Annotated in this window: 13 protein-coding genes and 1 tRNA gene; 8 read left to right on the top strand and 6 right to left on the bottom strand. The window is 67.3% G+C overall.

Going from position 1 to position 19,705, the window contains the following annotated elements:
- The first annotated feature begins 35 nt into the window (after positions 1-35).
- The 4 genes from AC1MEM_RS20690 to AC1MEM_RS20675 all read left to right on the top strand — a co-directional run bounded on the left by AC1MEM_RS20690 (position 36) and on the right by AC1MEM_RS20675 (position 3,152).
- Positions 36-365 carry a YbaB/EbfC family nucleoid-associated protein gene (locus AC1MEM_RS20690; protein ID WP_499473725.1) on the top strand — a complete coding sequence of 110 codons (330 nt, stop codon included), beginning with the start codon at positions 36-38 and terminating at the stop codon, positions 363-365.
- Between the two features lie 46 nt (positions 366-411).
- Entirely contained in the window at positions 412-1,002 is a 591-nt protein-coding gene (gene recR / locus AC1MEM_RS20685; RefSeq protein ID WP_499473723.1) for a recombination mediator RecR, read from the top strand.
- 220 nt (positions 1,003-1,222) lie between these two features.
- The gene (locus tag AC1MEM_RS20680; RefSeq protein ID WP_499473721.1) at positions 1,223-2,359 is read left to right on the top strand and encodes a glycosyltransferase family 4 protein; all 1,137 of its coding nucleotides are present in this window, start codon (positions 1,223-1,225) and stop codon (positions 2,357-2,359) included.
- Positions 2,346-3,152, top strand: coding sequence for a DUF2334 domain-containing protein (locus AC1MEM_RS20675; protein WP_499473719.1), 807 nt, complete (start codon positions 2,346-2,348; stop codon positions 3,150-3,152). The genes AC1MEM_RS20680 and AC1MEM_RS20675 overlap by 14 nt, the downstream gene beginning before the upstream one ends.
- Before the next feature lie 191 nt (positions 3,153-3,343).
- Here AC1MEM_RS20675 and AC1MEM_RS20670 read toward each other — a convergent pair whose 3' ends face one another.
- Positions 3,344-3,625 carry a hypothetical protein gene (locus AC1MEM_RS20670; RefSeq protein ID WP_499473717.1) on the bottom strand — a complete coding sequence of 94 codons (282 nt, stop codon included), beginning with the start codon at positions 3,623-3,625 and terminating at the stop codon, positions 3,344-3,346.
- Positions 3,626-3,814: 189 nt separating this feature from the next.
- On the opposite strand from AC1MEM_RS20670, the gene AC1MEM_RS20665 reads away from it, so the two are divergent.
- Entirely contained in the window at positions 3,815-6,277 is a 2,463-nt protein-coding gene (locus tag AC1MEM_RS20665) for a penicillin acylase family protein (RefSeq protein ID WP_499473715.1), read from the top strand.
- A 161-nt stretch (positions 6,278-6,438) separates the two neighbouring features.
- On the opposite strand, the gene AC1MEM_RS20660 is transcribed toward AC1MEM_RS20665, so the two are convergent.
- The 4 genes from AC1MEM_RS20660 to AC1MEM_RS20645 form a co-directional block, all read right to left on the bottom strand.
- Entirely contained in the window at positions 6,439-8,619 is a 2,181-nt protein-coding gene (locus AC1MEM_RS20660; protein ID WP_499477714.1) for a putative bifunctional diguanylate cyclase/phosphodiesterase, read from the bottom strand.
- 13 nt (positions 8,620-8,632) lie between these two features.
- Complete coding sequence (locus tag AC1MEM_RS20655; protein WP_499473713.1) at positions 8,633-11,440, bottom strand: response regulator; 2,808 nt, start codon at positions 11,438-11,440, stop codon at positions 8,633-8,635.
- Positions 11,441-11,723: 283 nt separating this feature from the next.
- Positions 11,724-11,921, bottom strand: a complete 198-nt coding sequence (locus tag AC1MEM_RS20650; protein WP_499473711.1) for a YbdD/YjiX family protein — start codon at positions 11,919-11,921, stop codon at positions 11,724-11,726.
- A complete protein-coding gene (locus AC1MEM_RS20645; protein WP_499473709.1) occupies positions 11,921-13,990 on the bottom strand; it encodes a carbon starvation CstA family protein in 2,070 nt (689 codons plus the stop codon). The genes AC1MEM_RS20650 and AC1MEM_RS20645 overlap by 1 nt, the downstream gene beginning before the upstream one ends.
- A 263-nt stretch (positions 13,991-14,253) precedes the next feature.
- On the opposite strand from AC1MEM_RS20645, the gene AC1MEM_RS20640 reads away from it, so the two are divergent.
- From AC1MEM_RS20640 to AC1MEM_RS20630, 3 genes are all read left to right on the top strand, one after another.
- A complete protein-coding gene (locus tag AC1MEM_RS20640; RefSeq protein WP_499473707.1) occupies positions 14,254-15,420 on the top strand; it encodes an HDOD domain-containing protein in 1,167 nt (388 codons plus the stop codon).
- Positions 15,413-17,494, top strand: coding sequence for a putative bifunctional diguanylate cyclase/phosphodiesterase (locus AC1MEM_RS20635; protein WP_499473705.1), 2,082 nt, complete (start codon positions 15,413-15,415; stop codon positions 17,492-17,494). Before AC1MEM_RS20640 ends, AC1MEM_RS20635 begins: the two co-directional genes overlap by 8 nt.
- A 158-nt stretch (positions 17,495-17,652) precedes the next feature.
- Positions 17,653-17,742, top strand: a tRNA-Ser gene (locus AC1MEM_RS20630).
- 191 nt (positions 17,743-17,933) lie between these two features.
- On the opposite strand, the gene AC1MEM_RS20625 is transcribed toward AC1MEM_RS20630, so the two are convergent.
- Positions 17,934-19,670 carry a class I SAM-dependent methyltransferase gene (locus AC1MEM_RS20625; RefSeq protein ID WP_499473703.1) on the bottom strand — a complete coding sequence of 579 codons (1,737 nt, stop codon included), beginning with the start codon at positions 19,668-19,670 and terminating at the stop codon, positions 17,934-17,936.
- Positions 19,671-19,705 lie beyond the last annotated feature (35 nt).

The raw sequence follows: 19,705 nt of genomic DNA, 5'->3' as shown, positions 1-19,705 counted from the left end.
ACCTACTTTCAAACAATTTATTGGAGAACCACACCATGATGAAAAACCAGCTCGCAGGCTTGATGAAACAGGCGCAAGCCATGCAGGACAACATGAAGAAGGCGCAGGACGCGCTGGCCCTCATCGAAGTCGAAGGCCAGTCGGGCGCCGGCCTGGTGAAGGTCACGATGACCTGCAAGAACGACGTCAAGCGCGTCCAGATCGACCCGTCGCTGCTGGCCGACGACAAGGACATGCTGGAAGACCTGGTGGCCGCCGCCTTCAACGATGCCGTGCGCAAGGCTGAAGCCACCTCCGCCGAAAAGATGAGCGGCCTGACCGCCGGCATGCCTGGCCTGCCGCCCGGCTTCAAGATGCCGTTCTGATTGCCGTTCTGACCGAGCTCCCGACCTTCATCGCGCACCGCCCGACATGTCCAAGTCCCTCGACTTCCTGACCGAGGCGCTGCGCCGCCTGCCCGGCATCGGGCCCAAGTCCGCCCAGCGCATGGCCTTCCACCTGCTGCAGCACGACCGCGAAGGGGCGGCGATGCTGTCGCGCGCGCTCTACCAGGCGGTCGACTCGGTGCACCACTGCGCCATGTGCAATACCTTCGCCGACACCGAGGTCTGCGAGATGTGCGCCGACGAGGCGCGCGACCGCACGCTGCTGTGCATCGTCGAAACCCCGGCCGACCAGATCATGATCGAGCAGACCCTGACGTACAAAGGCCTGTACTTCGTGCTGATGGGGCGCCTGTCGCCGCTCGACGGCATTGGTCCGAAAGACCTGCACCTCGATAAGCTCGTCGGCCGCGCCGCGGATGGCGTCGTCGTCGAGGTGGTCCTCGCGACCAATTTCACCAACGAGGGCGAAGCGACCGCCCACTACATCAGCGAGATGCTGAAGGCCCGCGGGCTGAAGGTCAGCCGCCTCGCGCGCGGCGTGCCCGTGGGCGGCGAGCTCGAGTACGTCGACGCGGGTACGATAGCGCGCGCCATGCTTGACAGGCGCAGTGCATAATCTTCTGATAAGAACCCCGTAGCGACGGAGCATTGGAGCGGCTGACAAAGCCTTCAGGACAGGCACCTCATCGAAGTCAGTACATTGGTACGGCGAGACGATACAGGGCCGCCATGAAGGCTTTTGTCAAACGGTCCGCGGCGGTGGGCGTTTGCGTGCGCGCAATCGGCGCCCAAAGTCCGCTGCTATCGTGGGACTGACCTCAAGCGGACCTGCGAGCATGCACCTAGTCGACATCACGATGTTCTACGCCGCCGAAGGCAACGGCGTGAGCACCTACCTGAACGCCAAGGCCCGCTGGCTGGCGCGGCAGAGCCGCGTCCGGCACACCATCCTCAGCCCGAACGTCGACAGCGGCGGCGAAGCGCCGGCCCTGGTGCGCGTGCCCGCGTTTGCGCTGCCGGGCATCAACGGCTTTCGCATGCCGACCTCGGTGCGCGCCCCGGCGCGCCTGCTGCGCCAGGCCGAACCCGACCTGATCGAGGCGGGCGACGCCGGCCACAGCGCCTGGGCCGCCTTGCAGCTGCGCCGCCGCCTGGGCGTGCCGGCCATCGCTTTCTACCATTCCGACCTGCCGCGCCTGGTGCGTCCGCGCTTCGGCCCGACGGCCGAGGGCGTCACCTGCAAATACCTGTCGCACCTTTACCGCCAGTTCGACCTCGTGCTCGCGCCCAGCCGTGCCATGGTCGAGCAACTGCACGAGATGGGCGTGCCCGACGCGCGCCACCAGCCGCTCGGGATCGACAGCAGCGTCTTTCATCCGGCACGCCGGGTCGAGACCCTGCGCGCACACCTGCGCCTGCCCGACAACGCGCGCCTGCTCGTGTATGCGGGGCGCTTCACGCAAGATAAAAAACTCCCGCTGCTGATCGAGGCGGTGCGCAAACTCGGCCGGCCCTACCACCTGCTCATGATCGGCGGCGGCCTCGACCTGCCGCGCTATCCGCAGATCACCTATGTCCCGTTCAAGCGCAACCAGCGCCACCTGGCGCGCCTGCTGGCCAGCTGCGACGTGCTGGTGCATCCGGGCGACTGCGAAACCTTCGGCCTGATCGTGCTCGAAGCGATGGCCTGCGGCTTGCCGGTCGTGGCCACCAGCGGCGGCGGCGTGGCCGAGCTGGTCGACGAGCACACCGGCATCCTCGCGCGGCCGAACTGCGTCGACAGCCTGGCCAGCGCGATCGAGGCCATCTACGCGTGCGACCTGGGCCTGCTGGGCGCAAACGCGCGGCGCAAGGCAGCCGAGTATTACGACTGGAACGAGATCCTGCCGCAGGTGATGCGGCGCTACCAGGCCGTGCTCGGCACGCGCGGGCAGGACGAACCCGGAGCGAGGAGCATCTGTGTCACCGATTGAAGCCCATCTGGCCCCAGGCGAGCCGCCCCTGCTGTGCGTGTCGATCCACGACGTCGCGCCCGCCACCTGGGAGGAGTGCGCGCGCCTGGCGCGGGCCATGCGCGAGGTCGCCGACATCCGCCTGACCTGGCTGGTCGTGCCGCGCTACCACGACCGTAGCGACGACGAGGGCGCCATGCGCCGCGGGCTGGACGCGGTGCTGGCGCGCGGCGACGAGCTGGCGCTGCACGGCTATACCCATCTCGATACCGCGCGCGCATCAAGCGGCCTGCGCCAGCGATTCCTGCGCGGCGTCTACACGCAGAGCGAAGGCGAGTTCGCGGCGCTCGCCGCCGAGGAAGCGCGCGAGCGCATCGCGCTGGGACTCGAATGGTTCCGCCAGCGCGACTGGCCGGTCGCGGGCTTCGTCCCGCCCGCCTGGTTGCTGGGCGAGGCATCCTGGCGCGTGCTGCCGGAGTTCGCCTTTTCGTACACCACGACGTTTACCCGCTTTCACCTGCTGCGCCAGGGACGCTCGGTATTCGCGCCTTCGCTCGTGTACACGGCCAGGAACCGCACGGGGAGGGCGCTGTCGCCGGTTGCCGCAAGCATCGCCGCGCGCTGCCTGGCGACCGGGCCGCTGATGCGCCTGTCCCTGCATCCGCCCGACGTGCGCCATCCTCACCTGGTGGCGCACGCGCAGCGCCTGGTCGAGCGCATGCTTGCCACGCGCGAGGCCGTCACGAAAGCCGAGTGCGCGAGGCGTCTGCTAGCGCTCTCTCCCGCACCATTTTTACCGGGAACCGCTACGTAACGTAGGGTGGGCATGCCCACGCGGACGTACGCATGCATGCCGCAACGTGAGCGACGAATCCACGCGGTCGAATTCCAACGACATCACGCGCGAGCCGATGCGGTCCCCGGTGACCGTGCAACATGCCGGAGCATGAGCGCGTGGGCATGCCCACCCTACGTTACGCAGCGGTCCCGGGCTCTCGGCAACTGTTACCAGCCGCGACCCCAGAATCCGCCGCCCCAGTAGCGTCCGCCCCAGCCTCCGCCATACCCGGCGGAACTGCCGTAGCGCTGCACCTCATCCTTCGTGCTGAGGCTGATAATGCAGTTGCGCCATTGATCAGATTGCTGGGCATAGCCGAGCCGGTCGCAGGCCGGTCCGTAGACGGCGATCATCTCCGCCATTTCCGCCTGTTTGCGCGCCGCCCGTTCCTGTGGAGTGGCGCAGGCGCTCAGCAGCAGCGCTGCTGACAGGATGATGTAAGTACGCATTGCGAGCTCCTTTGCGGTGAACTTCACCGGTTTCGAGCTTAGCGCAAGAACCAGAACACTGCTCGATCCGGTCCAATCGGACGCTCCCTTGCATCTTCATGCGCACCGCATGGAATCGCGCAGACCGCTTTCTCCGGTGTGGTTTTTCTGGCAACATCATCCGCATAAATAAAAATAACTGGGGGAGAGATGCGAGCTCGAGGCTGGAAGGCCTGGACGCGGCGCCTGGCGCTCGTCCTGTTCGCACTGGTGGTTCTGGCCGGCCTCGGCGCCTGGCTGCTGCTGCGCGCCAGCCTCGCGCAGCTCGACGGCAAGCGCGACGCGCCCGGCCTCGCCGGCCCGGTCACGATCGCGCGCGACGAAGCGGGCGTACCGATGATCCGCGGCGGCAACCGCCTCGATGTCGCCTATGCCACCGGTTTCGTCCACGCCCAGGAGCGCTTTTTCCAGATGGACCTGCTGCGCCGTACCGCCGGAGGCCAGCTGGCCGAGCTGTTCGGGCCGCGCGCCTTGCCGCTCGACCGCGCGCGCCGCCTGCACCGTTTCCGCGCCCGCGCCGTGCAGGCGCTGGAGACCCTCTCGCCGGCCGAGCGTGCCTTCGTCGACCGTTACGTGGCCGGCGTCAACGACGGTGTGAAGGCGCTCGCCGCGCGGCCCTTCGAATACCTTTTGACGGGCACGGCGCCGGCGCCGTGGCGGGCCGAGGATTCGCTGCTGGCAGTGTGGGCGATGTTCATCGACCTGCAGGGCAACCAGGAGCCGCGCGAACTGGCGCGCGGCTGGCTGCGCGAGCACAGCGATGCCGCGCAACTCGCCTTTTTGCTGCCGCAGGCGACGCGCTGGGACACGCCGCTCGACGGCCCATCCATGGCAGCGCCGGCCGAGGCAGCGCTGCCGGACCGCGCACCGGCCTGGTGGGGCAGCAGGGCGGGCCAGCCGGCGCCGCTGGCCTTGCTCGGGCGCGGCGACCTGGTGGGGAGCAACAATTATGCGATCGCCGGCAGCCGCAGCACGACGGGCGCCGCGATCGTCGCCGACGACATGCACCTGGGCCTGCAGTTGCCGAACATCTGGTACCGGCTGGCCTTGCGGTATCCGGACGGGCAGGGCGGCGAGCGGCGCCTGGTCGGGGTGACGCTGCCGGGCGCGCCGCCGCTGGTGATCGCAGGCAGCAACGGCAAGGTTGCCTGGGGTTTCACCAACAGTTATGGCGACTACCTGGACCTGGTCGAGGTCGGGCGCGAGCTCGAGCGCACGCGTCCCGGGGAGGTGCGCACGCCGCAAGGATGGGAGCGCCCGGCCGAGCATGCCGAGACGATCGCCGTGAAGGGCGCGCCGGCCGAGCGGCTGCTGGTACGCGAGACCCGCTTCGGGCCGCTGCGCGAGGCGGGCGGCAGGACCTGGGCGCTGCACTGGGTGGCGCACGCGCCGGGCGCCGTCAACCTGAACCACCTGCGCCTCGAGGGGGCCGCCACGCTCGAGGAGGCGCTGGGGATCGCCGCGCTCGACGGCATTCCGGCCCAGAATTTCATTGCCGGCGACGCCGCCGGGAACATCGGCTGGACGATCGCCGGCCGCTTGCCGCAACGCGCGCCGGACGCCGCCGGCGCTACGTCTCTCACCGCGCCTCTCGCCACGCCTTTCGCCACGCCTTTCGCCAGCTTTCCGCTGCTGGCGGGCGAGCCGACGCCAACCTGGAGCGGCCTGCTCGCGCCCGAACATTATCCGCGCGTGATCAACCCCGCAGACGGCCTGCTCTCGACCGCGAACAACCGCCAGCTGCTGGGATCAAACAGTGCGCTGCTCGGGGACGGCGGTTTCGACCTCGGCGCGCGCAGCAGCCAGCTGCGCGACCGCCTGCGCGGCCTCGGGCCACGCACCGACGAGCAGGGCGCGTTTGCGGTCGCACTCGACGACCGCGCCCTCTTCATCGCACTCTGGCGCCAACGCGCGCTCGACGTGCTCGACAGTGCCGCGACAGCGGGAAAGCCGCGCCGCGCCGCCTTCCGGCGCCTGCTCGAGACCAGCTGGAATGGCCGCGCCGACGTCGATTCGGTCGGCTACCGCCTCGCGCGCAGCTTCATGTGGGCGCTGCACGACATCCTCTTCGAAGGCGTCGATGCGCAACTGGCGGCGCTCGACCCGAAGGCGACGATGGCGCTGGCCAATCCGCGCTGGCCGGCGCTGGTCGCGCGCCTGCTCGATGCACAGCCCGCCGGCTGGCTGCCGCCGGGGCGGCGCAGCTGGCGCGAGGTGCAGCTGGGCGCGGTCGACCGGGTGCTGGCCAGCCTCGACGCCGAGGGCCTGCCACTGGAGGCGGCGACCTGGGGTGCGCGCAACACGGCGGCGATTGTCCATCCGATCGCGCTGGCGATGCCCTTTCTCGGCCGCTGGCTGGGCGTGCCGCCCGACCAGTTGGCGGGCGACGCCAACATGCCGCGCGTGGCGGGTCCGAAATTCGGGCAGTCGGAACGGATGACGGTGTCGCCCGGGCACGAAGAGCAGGGGCTGTTCAACATGCCGGGCGGGCAGAGCGGCCATCCGCTCTCGCCGTATTTCCTGCACGGGCACGCCGACTGGGTGCAGGGCCGGCCGGTGCCGCTGCTGCCTGGACCGGCGCGCCATACGCTGACGCTGGCGCCGGCCGGGTAGGGTGGTCGGCTCCACCCGATAATGTGAATTGACGCGGCGTCCGCGCCGCCCACGCGTTCAACGCACGCCGGCATCGACGCGGGATATCACAAGGCGGGCGTCACGCGTGGGCGGCGTCGGGCGCAGGCGGGTGTCAGGCACCCCGGGGGGAGCCGACCACCCTACGGCGCCGGCAATGCAGGCAGCTCCGGCTGGATCATGCGCAGCTGGCCCAGCATCTGCGTGATCGCCTCCGCGCTCGCCGGGTGGCCGAGGAAGTAGCCCTGCACGAGGTCGCAGCCGAACTGCTCGAGCAGCACCAGCTGTTCGTCGGTCTCGACCCCCTCGGCGACCACGGCCATTTTCAGGCCATGGGCCATCGCGATGATCGCGCGCGTGATCGCCGCATTTTCCGAATCCTGCGGCAGGCCGCAGATGAAGCTGCGGTCGATTTTCAGGGCCCGCACGTCGAAACGTTTTAGATAATTCATCGACGAGTAGCCGGTGCCGAAATCGTCGATCGACAGGTAGACGCCGATGCCGCGCAACTGCTCGAGGGTGGCCATCGTCGCCCTGGCGTCGTCCATCAGCGTGCCTTCGGTCAGTTCGAGTTCGAGCAGCTTCGGATCGAGCCCGGTCTCGTCGAGCGCGGAGACGACGATCTGCGACAGGTTCTCGTCCTTGAACTGCTTGGCCGACAGGTTCACCGCCATGCGCACCGGGCGGTGCAGCGCACGCTGCCAGGCGCGCGCCTGGTTGCAGGCGGTGCGCAGCACCCATTCGCCGATCGGCACGATCAGGCCTGTCTCTTCGGCCAGCGGGATGAATTCGGTCGGCGAGATGATGCCCCGCTCCGGATGACGCCAGCGCACCAGGGCCTCGACGCCGACGATTTCGAGCGAGCGCACATCGAGCTGCGGCTGGTACAGCAGATACAGCTCGTTGTTCTGCAAAGCCTTCCGCAAGCCCACTTCGAGCTTCACGTGGCTCATGATCTGCATCGTCAGCGAAGAGCTGTACAGCTTGGCGTTGTTCTTGCCGCAGTTCTTGGCGTGATACATCGCCGTATCGGCGAACTTGAGCAGCGAATTACAATCGTCGCCGTCTTCCGGGAACAGCGAGATGCCGATGCTGGCGGTGACGAAGATCTCGTTGCCGTCGATGAGGAAGGGACGGCGCATCGCTTCCTTGACGCGGTGCGCGACGTTCAGTGCATGCTCGACCCGCTCGAGGTCGGGAATCAGGATCGTGAATTCGTCGCCGCCCAGGCGCGCCAGGTTGGTGGCCGAGGATTCGGTTGCGGGTGCCTCGCCGGGTAGCGCTTCGCTGCGCGACACCAGGTCGCTGGGACGGATCGTTTCGCGCAGGCGCTCGGAAACGATCTTGAGCAGGTGGTCGCCGACATTGTGGCCAAGCGTGTCGTTGATGCGCTTGAAGGCGTCGAGGTCCATGAACAGCACCGCGAACTTCTTGTTGCCGACTTTCGAACGCTGCAGTTCGCGTTCCAGCGTTTCGAGGAAAGCCTGGCGGTTCGGGATGCCGGTCAGGCTGTCGCAATAGGCCAGGCGCCGGATCTGCTCTTCACTGCGCTTCCTCTCGCTGATGTCGCGCACCAGGCCCAGGACTTCGGAGGGCCCGGTCGCCACCAGGCGCGCCTCGAAATGCTGGGTCGCGCCGAAGCGCAGCAGTTCGTATTCGATCGAGCGGATCTGCTGGGTGCGCAGCACCTCGGCCAGTTGTTCCATCACCCGTCCCCCGATGTCCTTCGGCAGCACTTCGGAGATGTGGCGTCCCACGCAGCGTTCGCTGGTGAAGGGCACGGCGCCGTCGCGCTCACGGCTGGGAAAACCGCGGCCCGGTTCGTAGTCGAGATAGAAGCCGTCGCGGTTCATGCGGAAGAACGTGTCCGGAATCGCGGCCAGCACGGCGCGGTTCTGGGCGTCGGCGATGCGCAGGCGGGCGATGGCGTCGCTGGCGCGCAGCACGTAGAGCACGCGGTGGCCGAGGATCGGCCAGTTGATCGGCTTCGAGACGAAGTCGGTGGCGCCGGCCTCGTAGGCGCTGGTGACGGCTTCGATATCGTCGCCGCCGGTGACCATCACGATCGGCACCGAGGCGCCCGGACCCTCGCTGCCGCGGATCGCGCGGCACGCGGCGAAGCCGTCCAGGTACGGCATCTCGACGTCCATCAGGATCAGGTCGGGGCGGCGCTCGCGCGCCAGGGCCAGCGCTTCGCGTCCGTCCCCGGCTTCGATGCCGTCGAGTCCGACCTGCTGCAGCATCTCGAGCATCAGCAGGCGCATCACCGGATCGTCGTCGGCAACCAGCACGACACCGCGTTGGGAAGAAGGGGAGGCTGGCATCATGTTTCCTTCACTAGTTTTCCAGCATGGCATTCAGTGACTGCCGCACGGTCTGGAACTCTTCTTCCATGTCGGTCAGCAGGGTGGCCGCGCCGCTCACGCTGGCATTGCGGCCCATCTGTTCGAGGTCCTTGCACAGGCGCGCGAGCGTCTCCGCGCCGACGTTGGCGCTGGCCGATTTCAGGCTGTGGGCGACGCGGCGCACGGTATCGGCATCCCGCCCGCCGACCGCCTGGCGCAGCGTGCGCAGGTGTTGCGGGGCGTCGCCGACATAGGCCCGGATGACTTTCCGCACCAGGGCGTCGCCTCCCTGCTGGCTGAGCGCGCGGATGTTCTCCAGCGCTTTCGCGTTGATGACGTCGCGCTGGATCACTTCGCGCGCTTCGATCGGCAGGGTCGGGACGGACTCGTCGTGGTGCACGCTGGCGGCCAGCGGCAGCGCGATCCAGCGCCCGATCACGCCCGCCAGCTCGGCTTGCGTAAACGGTTTCGACAGGTAGTCGTCCATGCCGGCGGCGAGGCAGGCCTCGCGGTCGCCCTGCAGCGCATTCGCGGTAATCGCGATGATCGGCAGCGTGCGCGCACGGCCGGCATCCTGCTCCTCGCGCCGGATCGCCGCCGTGGCGGCAAAGCCGTCCAGCACCGGCATCTGGCAATCCATCAGCACGGCCTCGAAAGCGGTGCCGCGCGTCGCCTCCAGGGCTTGCAGGCCATTCTGCGCGACCTGCGCCTGCAAGCCCAGGCTCTCGAGCATGGCTTTCGCCACTTCGACATTGACCGGATTGTCTTCGGCCAGCAGCACACGCCGCACGCGCGCCGTGCCCTCGCCACGCGGCGCCTGCGGCGGCGGCAGGAACTGCGGCGCGGGCGCGGTCAGGCCGCGCGGACGGGTACCGAGGCAGGCGAACAGGTCGGCCGCGCGCGCCGGTTCGATCAGCTGGTAGGCCACACCCGCTTCGCGCCGCTGCACCGGATCGGCCGCGACGCGTTCGGGGCTGAGCAGGATGATGCGGGTCGGCCGCGTCAGCGGGGAGGACTTGATCGTCGCCGCCAGCAGCAGGCCGCTCGACTGGGTCAGTTCCATGTTGACGATCGCGGCGTCGAAAGGCTGGCCGGCGCGCGCGCGGCTGACCAGGCGGTCGAGCGCGGCGCCGGCGCTGGCCGCACCCTCGCAGGCGAGCTCCCATTCGGCCAGATGGCGTTCGAGCGCGATGCGCGTGGTCTCGTCCTCGTCGACCACCAGCACGCGCATGCCGGCAAGCAGGTCCTGCTGCCCGCCGGGCGCGTCCGGATCGACGCGGCGCTTGTCGAAGCTGACCGTGAACCAGAACACCGAACCCTGCTTTGCACCGTTGTCGACCCCGATCGCGCCGCCCATCAGTTCGACCAGCTGCTTCGAGATCGCCAGGCCCAGGCCCGTCCCGCCGAACTTGCGGGTGGTCGAATCGTCGGCCTGCGAAAAGGCTTCGAACAGGCGCCCGCGCGCCTCGCGCGAAATGCCGATGCCGGTATCGATCACTTCGAAGCGCAACACCACGGCCTGGCTGTCTTCGCTGGCCACGCGCACGCGCGCCTCGATCCGGCCCTGTTCCGTGAACTTGATGGCGTTGCCAAGCAGGTTTGCCATGATCTGGCGCAGCCGGTTCGGGTCGCCGCAAATGGCCACCGGGATGTCGTTGGCGATGTCGAAGTCGAGCGCGATCCCTTTGTTCTGGGCTTGCGGCGTGTAGACGGTGTGGATGTCTTCCAGCAGGTCCCACAGGTTGAAGTTGATGTATTCGATGGTCAGCTTGCCGGCCTCGATTTTCGAGAAATCGAGGATGTCGTTGATGATCACCAGCAGGTGCTCGCCGGAGCGCTTGACCAGGCGCGTGTAGTTGCGCTGGGCCTCGGTGAGATTCGTCCCGAGCAGCATCTCGGTCATGCCCAGCACGCCGTTCATCGGGGTGCGGATCTCGTGGCTCATGGTGGCGAGGAAGGCGCTCTTCGCGCGGCTGGCCGCCTCGGCGGCGTTCTTGGCCCGTTCGAGCTGCTCGGTGCGCACCGACACCTGGCGTTCGAGTTCGTCGCGGTGCAGGCTCAGGGCCGCGCCGCGGCCTTCGATCTGGGCCAGCATGTCGTTGAAGCTGTTGATCAGGGTGCCGAGTTCGTCGCGCCGCTCATGCGGCACGCGCAGGGTGTAGTTCTGGCTGCTTGATACCTCCTGCGCGGTCTGGATCAGTTTCGTCACCGGGGCGGCAATGCTGCGCGTGAAACGCCGCGCCAGCACCAGCGACACCAGCAGCGAGGCGCACATCGCCCCCGCCAGCACGCCGCTGCTGCGCAGGATCCCGCGCCACATCGGCAGCAAGTCGACTTCGATCACCAGCACGCCAACCTGGGCTTTGGCGCCGGCCACCCCGCGCACCAGGCGCATGCGCGGCGACCACAGGCTGCCGGCCTCCGGGTTCGCGGCCGGCGCGGACTCGTCGCCCGGCTCGAGCACGGCCGCCGGCTCCTCACCGGCGTGGGCGGGGGCGCTGTAGGAGGCGAACAGCTTGCCCTTGCGGTCGTACAGGGCGGCATGCGAGATCTCGTCCTTCGCTTCGAGCGAGGCGAGCAGGGTGCGCGCCAGGCTGCGGTCGTTGAACACGAGCGCGTCGGCGCTGTTGGCCGCGACCACGCCGGCCAGCGAGGACAGCTGCCGGCCTTCGTTCTCGCGCCCGTTCAGCACCGAGGCGACGGTGAAGGCGACGAACACGCAGGCCAGCGCGACGCCGGTCGACAGCAGCGACATCGTGGTCAGTTTGCGATACAGGCTGGAGCGCGCGAAGTTCGGCATGGAAGATGGGCAGGAGCGGCATCATCGTGCGGGCCGGCGCCAGGTTGCGTGCGCATGCCCTCCTTGCAGAAATGCAAATTCCTGCAGGAAAAAATATTACGTTGTAGGGGAGGGGGTGGCTTTGCGATGGCGCAAAGCGGGAGGGGAGGGATGGTAGGGTGGACGCCTCTGCCGTCCACGCGTTCAATGCACGTGTGATGTTGCGCGCTGTGTCGATATGCGGCGTTGACAGAACGCGTGGACGGGGGACCCGTCCACGCCACAGTTCAATGCAGTGTTTGTGCTAGCAACACCCCCCGCTGCGCCCCGACCCATACCGCGCTTCCTGGCGCTCGCGGAAAAACTCCTCGTAGGTCATCGGTCGCTTGTCCGGATGCTCGCGCTCCATGTGCGCGAGGTAGGTGTCGTACTCGGGCAGGCCGACCATCAGGCGCATGCTTTGCCCGAGATAGCGGCCGGCCTGGGCGAGGGTGGAGAACATCACTGCACCTGCGCGGCGGCCGGCGCGGCGACGAAGGGCGATTCCTTCACCGACGGCGTGTTGTTGTTGCGGGCGTTCAGCACCGTGCGGATGCCGTAGAACAGCACCGCGACGACGACGACCATGAAGAAGCCGGCCAGCGTAGCGTCGACATAATCGTTGAAGATGATGCGGTGCATCTCGTCGAGCGACTTGGCCGGCGCCAGCAGTTGGCCCCCGTCCAGTGCGGCCTGGTACTTGCGGGCGTGGGCGACGAAGCCGACCTTCACGTTAGCGTCGAAGATCTTCTGCCAGCCCGCGGCCAGGGTGCAGATCAGCAGCCAGATGGTCGGCACGATCGTGACCCAGGCGTATTGGCCGCGCTTCATCTTGAACAGCACCACGGTGCCCAGCACCAGCGCGATACCGGCCAGCATCTGGTTGGCGATGCCGAACAGCGGCCACAGGGTGTTGATGCCGCCCAGCGGATCGACCACGCCCTGGTACAGGAAATAGCCCCAGGCCGCGACGCACAGGCCGGTCGCCAGCAGGTTGGCCGGCAGCGATTCGGTGCGCTTCAGCGAAGGCACGAAAGCGCCCAGCAAATCCTGCAGCATGAAGCGGCCGGCGCGGGTGCCCGCATCGACCGCGGTCAGGATGAACAGGGCCTCGAACAGGATCGCGAAGTGGTACCAGAAAGCCATCATCGACTTGCCGCCGGCGACATTGGCCAGGATGTTGGCCATGCCGACGGCCAGCGTCGGGGCGCCGCCGGCGCGCGAGATGATGGTGTGCTCGCCGACGTTCTGCGCGGTCTGGGTCAGGATTTCCGGGGTGACGACGAAGCCCCAGTTCGACACGGCGGCCGCTGCGCTTTCCGCGGTGGCACCCAGCACGGCGGCCGGCGCGTTCATCGCGAAATAGATGCCCGGGTCGATGGTCGATGCGGCAACCAGCGCCATGATGGCGACGAACGACTCCATCAGCATGGCGCCATAGCCGATGAAGCGGGAATGGGTTTCGTTCTCGATCATCTTCGGCGTGGTGCCGGAGGAGATCAGCGCGTGGAAGCCGGAAACGGCGCCGCAGGCGATCGTGATGAACAGGAAGGGGAACATGTTACCCGACCACACCGGGCCGGTGCCGTCGATGAAGCGGGTCACGGCCGGCATCTGCATGTGCGGCGCGACCAGCACGATACCGATGGCCAGCGCCATGATGGTGCCGATCTTGAGGAAGGTCGACAGGTAGTCGCGCGGGGCGAGCAGCAGCCAGACCGGGATGACGGAGGCAACGAAGCCGTAGCCGATCAGCATCCAGGTCAGCTCGGTGCCGGTGAAGGTGAACATCGGTCCCAGCACCGGCGAATCGTGCACCCACTGGCCGCCGATGATGGCCAGCATCAGCAGGATGAAGCCGATGAAGGAAATCTCGCCGATACGCCCGACGCGCACATAGCGCGAATACACGCCCATGAAGAGCGCGATCGGGATCGTCGCCATCACGGTGAAGCTGCCCCATGGGGAGCCGGTGAGGGCCTTGACGACGATCAGCGCCAGCACCGCGAGGATGATGACCATGATCATGAAGGTGCCGAACAGGGCGATAATGCCCGGGATTTCTCCCATTTCGGATTTGATGAGGTCGCCCAGCGAGCGGCCGTCGCGGCGCATCGACATGAACAGGACGATGAAGTCCTGCACCGCGCCGGCGAACACGACGCCGGCGAGGATCCACATCATGCCGGGCAAATAACCCATTTGCGCCGCCAGCACGGGGCCGACCAGCGGGCCGGCGCCGGCAATCGCGGCGAAGTGGTGGCCGAACAGCACGTACTTGTTCGTCGGCACGTAGTCGAGGCCGTCGTTGTATTTATAGGCGGGGGTCTGGCGGCCTGGGTCGAGGCCCATTACCTTGGTGGCAATGTAGAGGCTGTAAAAACGGTATGCAATCAGGTAGACGCAGACGGCGGCCGCGACCACCCACACGGCGTTGATGGACTCGCCGCGGCGCAAGGCAACGTAAGCGAGCGCACCGGCGCCGAAGAGTGATAGCGCCGCCCAGCCGAGTCGGTTTCCGAGACTTTTCATGGTGGCTCCTAAGGTTTTTCTCATGGGGGTGCGGCGCGTCCGCCTCGCTGCGGGCGTGCCAGCGCGGCGCAGAGGAATCCGACCCGTATCTTGCACTATTATGGAAACGGCAAGCGCATGATTCTAACTGTCGGGAATGTCAATTCGGCTACGTAATAACACGTAATAAAGGCGATACGAAATGTATCCATATGGAAACATTTCCATTGCTTTTGGCCAGTTGCTAGACTAATATTGTCCGACTACCTACTCCAAAGACCACGATGGCTTTGCTGGACCACATCCCCGCCCCAACGGTACGCCTGCACCCCGTAGCCAACGGCCGGAAGGAATGGGTGGCGCTCGGCATGGACCTGAGGACAGGCAGCCTGCCCGAGCTGCTGGGCACCCTGTTCGGCGCGTCCGACCTGCTGGCGGCCATCGCCCCCCTCGACTGCGTGCTGCTGCTGGCCACGCCAGGCCAGCTCACGCCCAAGCTGCTGGCCCTGCTGCCCCCGAACCGCGTCGTGCTCGGCTTCGGCGCCGCCGCGCTGGCGCAGGAGGGCACCGCGCAGCAGCTGTCGGCGCTGATCGAGGGCGGCTACCGCCTGATGCTCGACGGCGCGCTGCCCCCTGGCCTTGCGCGTCCCGCCGGCATACGCGCCGTGACCATGGACTGCCGCGACGGGGCGCCGCCGGCCGCCAGCCTGCTGCCGCTGTTCGGACCGCACCTGGCGCGCGGGGTCGACAGCGCGGCGCGCCTGCTCGAGTGCGAGCGTGCCGGCTTCACCTGGTTCTGCGGCGACTATCCGCTGGCGGTCGAGGCAGGCGGGCATGGCCAGGACGGGACCTCGCGCCGGCGCCTCCTTGGCCTGCTGGCCCTGCTCGCAAGCGATGCCGATTCGCGCGAACTCGAACTGCTGCTCAAGCAGGACCCGGCGCTGTCCTACCACCTCCTGAAACTGGTCAATTCGGCGGCGTTCGCCGTCAACACCGCGATCACCGGTTATGCCCAGGCGATCGCCGTGCTCGGCCGGCGCCAGCTGCAGCGCTGGCTGCAACTGCTGCTGTATGCGCGCAGCGATGCGGACGGCTTGCCGAACCTGCTGCTGCCCCTCGCGGCACTCCGCGCCGGCCAGCTGCAGCTGCTCTGCAAGCGCGACGGCGGCGATCGCGACGCCCAGGATCTTGCCTTCATGACCGGCGCCTTTTCCCTGCTCGACCGCCTGCTCGGCATGCCGATGGCCGAGATCCTGGCCGACCTGCGCCTGCCCGGCCACGTGGCGGCCGCGCTCCTCGAACGCCAGGGCGTGCTGGGCCGGCGCCTGCTGCTCGTCGAGCGCGGCGCCGATGCGGCGCTGCTCGCCAGTGCGGGCATCGACGCCGGCACCTGGTGGGACAGCCAGCTGCACGCGCATCACTGGGCGATCCAGGTGGGCCGCAATGTCTGACGCCCGTCTTGACCACTGCGTCGACCAGCGCATCGACCGCAGCGACGACTTCGTCGCCTGCAGCGCCGCTTTAAGCGAAGCCGTGATGCGCCTGCGCGGCGAGGCGCTCTCCGCGGAACTCGGCCGCATCGCGCGCGCCTTGCTTGACAGCCCCGACGGGCGCTTCGTGGCGGCCGACCCGCTGGCCCCGGCGGACTTCGCGCCGCGCGCCGCGCGTCGAGGCATGCTGGTGCAGGAGATCCACGTCGACGGCGCCTGCTACGGCTGCTATGAAGTCGGCGGCCGCCACGGCTACGACGCGCAGGACCGGCGCCAGCTGGCCGGCCTGGCGGCGCTCACCGGCACGCTGTTGCAGGTTCATTCGCTGGCCCGGCGGGCCACCCACGCCTATGCCGGCATCGAGGCGCAGCTGGCGCACCAGTCGCAGATCCTCGACCAGATCCACGAGTCGGTGCTGACCCTCGACCTGATGGGCTACATCACCAGCTGGAACGGCAGCGCCGAGCGCCTGTTCGGCTACTCCTCGCTCGAAGCGGTCGGAAAAAACATCCTGTTCCTGTATGCCGACGAGGACGAGAGCACGCCCGACGCCTTTGCCGAAGGGGGCGGGCGCATGATGGAAGTGCGGCGCCGGAAAAAATCGGGCGAGGTGTTCTGGGCCAGCCTGTCGCTGTCGCCACTGCGCGACATGGAGGAGCGCCCGGTCGGCCTGATCGCCTACCTCACCGACATCACCGAGCGCAAACTCGCCGAAGAGCGGCTGCACCATCTCGCGTATTACAACGAGCTGACCGGCCTGCCGAACCGCACGCTGTTCGCGCGCCTGGTCGACCAGGCGCTGATGGTCGCGCAGCGCAACGTGGCGACCGGCTGCGTGCTGTTCATCGACCTGAACCGCTTCAAACTGGTCAACGACACCCTGGGCCGGCCGGTCGGCGACGAACTGCTGCGCCAGGTCGCGGCGCGTTTCCGGGCCGCGCTGCGCGAGGAAGACGTGGTGGCGCACATGGCCGGCGACGAATTCGCGGTCGGCCTGTTCGACATCCGCCAGCACTTCGAGGCCACCACCGTCGCCCAGAAACTGCAGTCGGCCCTCGACGCGCCTTTCCTGATCGACGGTCACGACCTGCGCGTGGGGGCCAGCGTCGGCATCAGCGTCTTCCCGCAAGACGGCATGGAAGCCGAAACACTCCTGCGCAATGCCGACATCGCCATGGCGCGCGCAAAAGAAGGCCATGCCAACCCGGACCACAGCGTCGCCTTCTACAGCCTCGACATGAACCAGGGCATGCACGAGCGCATGCGCATCGAGTCCGGCCTGCGCCACGCGCTCGGCCACGGCGAACTTCTGCTGTATTACCAGCCGAAGTTTGAAATCGGCAGCGACCGCATCGTCGGCGCCGAAGCCCTGGTGCGCTGGTCGCATCCCGAGCGCGGCCTGGTGCCGCCCTCCGAATTCATCCCGCTGGCCGAAACCACGGGCCTGATCGTGCAGGTCGGCGAATGGGTGCTGGAACAGGCCTGCGCCCAGGCGGCAGTGTGGCAGCGCGCCGGCCTGCGCCCGTTCCGCCTCGCCGTCAACGTCTCCGCGCGCGAATTCACCGAGTCGCTGCCGACCCGCGTCGCCGCAACGCTGGAGCGCTACGGGCTGGACGCCTGCTGGCTCGAGCTGGAGATCACCGAGAGCACGCTGATGCACGACATCGACCGCGTGATCGGCATCATGGACCGCATCAATGCGCTCGGCGTGGCGCTGTCGCTGGACGACTTCGGCACCGGTTACTCGAGCCTTTCGTACCTGAAGCGCTTCCCGATCCATACCCTGAAAATCGACCGCTCGTTCACGACCGGCATTCCCGCGGACGCCAGCGACTGCGCGATTGCCAGCACCATCATCAGCATCGGGCGCCAGCTGGGGCACCGGGTGATTGCGGAAGGGGTGGAGACGCTCGAGCAGCTGGACTTCCTGCGCGAGTCGGGCTGCGACGAGGTGCAGGGCTATCTGTACGCGGCGCCCTTGCCGGCGGCGCGCTTCGAGCAGGGCTTGCGCGAGAACTGGCTGCTGGTGGAGTAGGGAACCGTAGGGCGGACGGGTTTCCCGTCCACGCGGCGATACACGAACCTTGACCTGCCGAGCTCCTGCCGACAGTGATGGCGCTACGCGCGGCCTCTCGTGCCTCGTACCGATTGCCTGCCGTCAGCACAGTGATTTATGTATAATGCCGGACTTCAGGAAGCGTGGCCGAGTGGTTGAAGGCAGCAGTCTTGAAAACTGCCGACGGGGGAACCCGTTCGTGAGTTCGAATCTCACCGCTTCCGCCAGGAAATAAAAGAAACCGCCGAAAGGCGGTTTTTTTATTGTCGGGCGAGAGCGAGATGAGCGTCCGTTATCAGCCCGCGAGGCGGGCAGCGGCGCGCACGCCGTACCGCTGATCAAAAAGCCCGGCAGCAGGCCGGCCCGCTGCAGTTCACGCCCAGCCCTGTCGATCCCCTACGATACCAGGTGCCGGCCTTCAGGAGCTTCCTACGCCATTGCCTGTCCGTTCGCGCAACCCAAGCGGCTCCCATGGCCTGAGCCCCTGATCCTTGCTCAACCTGATCCTGTACAGCTTCATCGCATCGATGACGTCGGCCGTCCCCGGGCTGCTCGCCAGGACTGGCAAGGTCTGATTGGCCTCCAAAAAGAACTGCCGTGCCCGCTCCTCGCCCTGGCTCAGGAAAGCCTCGGACCACCAGTACGTGATGCAATCGCTGGCCCGCTCCAGCGCCGCCTGCGTCACCAGCCGGTTCGACTTTTGAATATTGATGCGCCGTGAAGCCGGCATCAGGTTCCATGCATCCCCGCAAGGCCAGGCAGCGAACGGAAAGCAGTGATCGACATCGTACTCGTCACCCAGGCGCGTACCCGACCAGACGCAGTACACCGGCTTGCCGCCGGCGCGGATGCGGTCAACCGCAGCCCGCGCGAAGCGCGTATCACGCGCAGGGTCAACCCAGGCGAGCAGTGCGTGCGCAAGCATGCGAATGTCAGGGCGCCGGTGCGCAGAGTAGCCTTCGATCAGCCTGACCCATTCCGATACGAGCGCCGGTTCGACCCACACGTTGTAGTGGGCCAGGGCTTGCCAGATCTCGTGTGGAATCCGAAAGTCGCCGAAGCTCCACAGGAAGGCTTCGTCGATCAGCAAGCGGGACGGCGTCGAAACCTGGCGGCGCCGGCAAACGGCGAAGATCGGGTTGTCGCTGGACGGCCAGCGCAAGTACTTCGCAGGCATGTCCCGTATTACTTGCGCAATCTCCGACAGGCTTCGGTGAAGATGCTTTGCCGTCTGGCCGCCGAACACCGAACCGACGCGCAGCTCGACTGCGGTGACTTCCCGCAGCGCGTTGAAGTGGTCGGTAACGAAGCCGGGTCGGGTTCCGAGGCGCGAGGGCGGCATCTGCGGCAGATCGTTCTCGATCAGCGGCTTGAACATGCGCATCCAGTACAGCGATACCAATCCCAAAGGAACGACGACGGAATCGGATTCATAGCGCGCCAATCCCGCGGCGGTATCTGCGATACGGGCCAGGACGCGTAGCAGCGCAATCTTGTACGTCGAGGACTTCTCATCGACCAGGATCAAATGCCGCAGCAGGGGCAGGGCGCCAAGGCCATCGTCGGGAAGCCCCAACACGACATTCGTCCAGGACACCTCGGCCCGCCCCAGCCTGTCGGGACTATCGGTTGTCTGCACGATCCGCATGCCGAATTGTTGAGCAAGGGCGGACAGCTCCTGCAACGACACCGCATACATTGCGCGCTCGGTGTCGGGCGGCCCGAGCCGGAGACTGATCGCAATGCGCCCCTTCGGCGCAAGCAGCGTGGCCAGCTTTCTCAACGCGCGTTGGCGCGCAGCCGGCGGGATGTGCATCCATACGGCGGACAGGAGAATGAGGTCGAAGCTCAGGCCGAGACGCCGGACCTTTGCAAGTTCAGGCAGGCTGTCCGATAACCAGTGGATGTTGTTCGAGGGGTGGAGCGTCCGCGCACGGGCGAGCATGGCTTCTGCCGGCTCGACAGCAACGACCTCATATCCATTTGCCGCGAGCCACGCGGCGTCGCGGCCGGAGCCGGCCCCAACGTCGAGTACGGTTGCTCCCCGCGCCGGAAGGATGTCGACCAGCCCAGCATGCACATCCTGGAAAGAGAGCGACTCGTACTGGTCGGCCAGTCGCGCCGCATGCTGTTCGTAGTGGGGGATCGATGCCATTGACCATTCGTTCAGGATGTTGAGCTACAGACTAT

It is taken from the genome of Telluria sp. AIW5 (assembly GCF_056680575.1).
The sequence above is the reverse complement of the archived record's forward strand: the minus strand, read 5'-3'. Positions and strand labels throughout refer to the sequence as shown.

Excerpts from the sequence above, each read along its gene's own strand:
- AC1MEM_RS20690 (WP_499473725.1), top strand. The coding sequence starts at position 36 with ATGATGAAAAACCAGCTCGCAGGCTTGATGAAACAGGCGCAAGCCATG.
- recR (WP_499473723.1), top strand. The coding sequence starts at position 412 with ATGTCCAAGTCCCTCGACTTCCTGACCGAGGCGCTGCGCCGCCTGCCC.
- AC1MEM_RS20680 (WP_499473721.1), top strand. The coding sequence starts at position 1,223 with ATGCACCTAGTCGACATCACGATGTTCTACGCCGCCGAAGGCAACGGC.
- AC1MEM_RS20670 (WP_499473717.1), bottom strand. The coding sequence starts at position 3,625 with ATGCGTACTTACATCATCCTGTCAGCAGCGCTGCTGCTGAGCGCCTGC.
- AC1MEM_RS20665 (WP_499473715.1), top strand. The coding sequence starts at position 3,815 with ATGCGAGCTCGAGGCTGGAAGGCCTGGACGCGGCGCCTGGCGCTCGTC.
- AC1MEM_RS20660 (WP_499477714.1), bottom strand. The coding sequence starts at position 8,619 with ATGCCAGCCTCCCCTTCTTCCCAACGCGGTGTCGTGCTGGTTGCCGAC.
- AC1MEM_RS20655 (WP_499473713.1), bottom strand. The coding sequence starts at position 11,440 with ATGCCGAACTTCGCGCGCTCCAGCCTGTATCGCAAACTGACCACGATG.
- AC1MEM_RS20650 (WP_499473711.1), bottom strand. The coding sequence starts at position 11,921 with ATGTTCTCCACCCTCGCCCAGGCCGGCCGCTATCTCGGGCAAAGCATG.
- AC1MEM_RS20645 (WP_499473709.1), bottom strand. The coding sequence starts at position 13,990 with ATGAAAAGTCTCGGAAACCGACTCGGCTGGGCGGCGCTATCACTCTTC.
- AC1MEM_RS20640 (WP_499473707.1), top strand. The coding sequence starts at position 14,254 with ATGGCTTTGCTGGACCACATCCCCGCCCCAACGGTACGCCTGCACCCC.
- AC1MEM_RS20635 (WP_499473705.1), top strand. The coding sequence starts at position 15,413 with ATGTCTGACGCCCGTCTTGACCACTGCGTCGACCAGCGCATCGACCGC.
- AC1MEM_RS20625 (WP_499473703.1), bottom strand. The coding sequence starts at position 19,670 with ATGGCATCGATCCCCCACTACGAACAGCATGCGGCGCGACTGGCCGAC.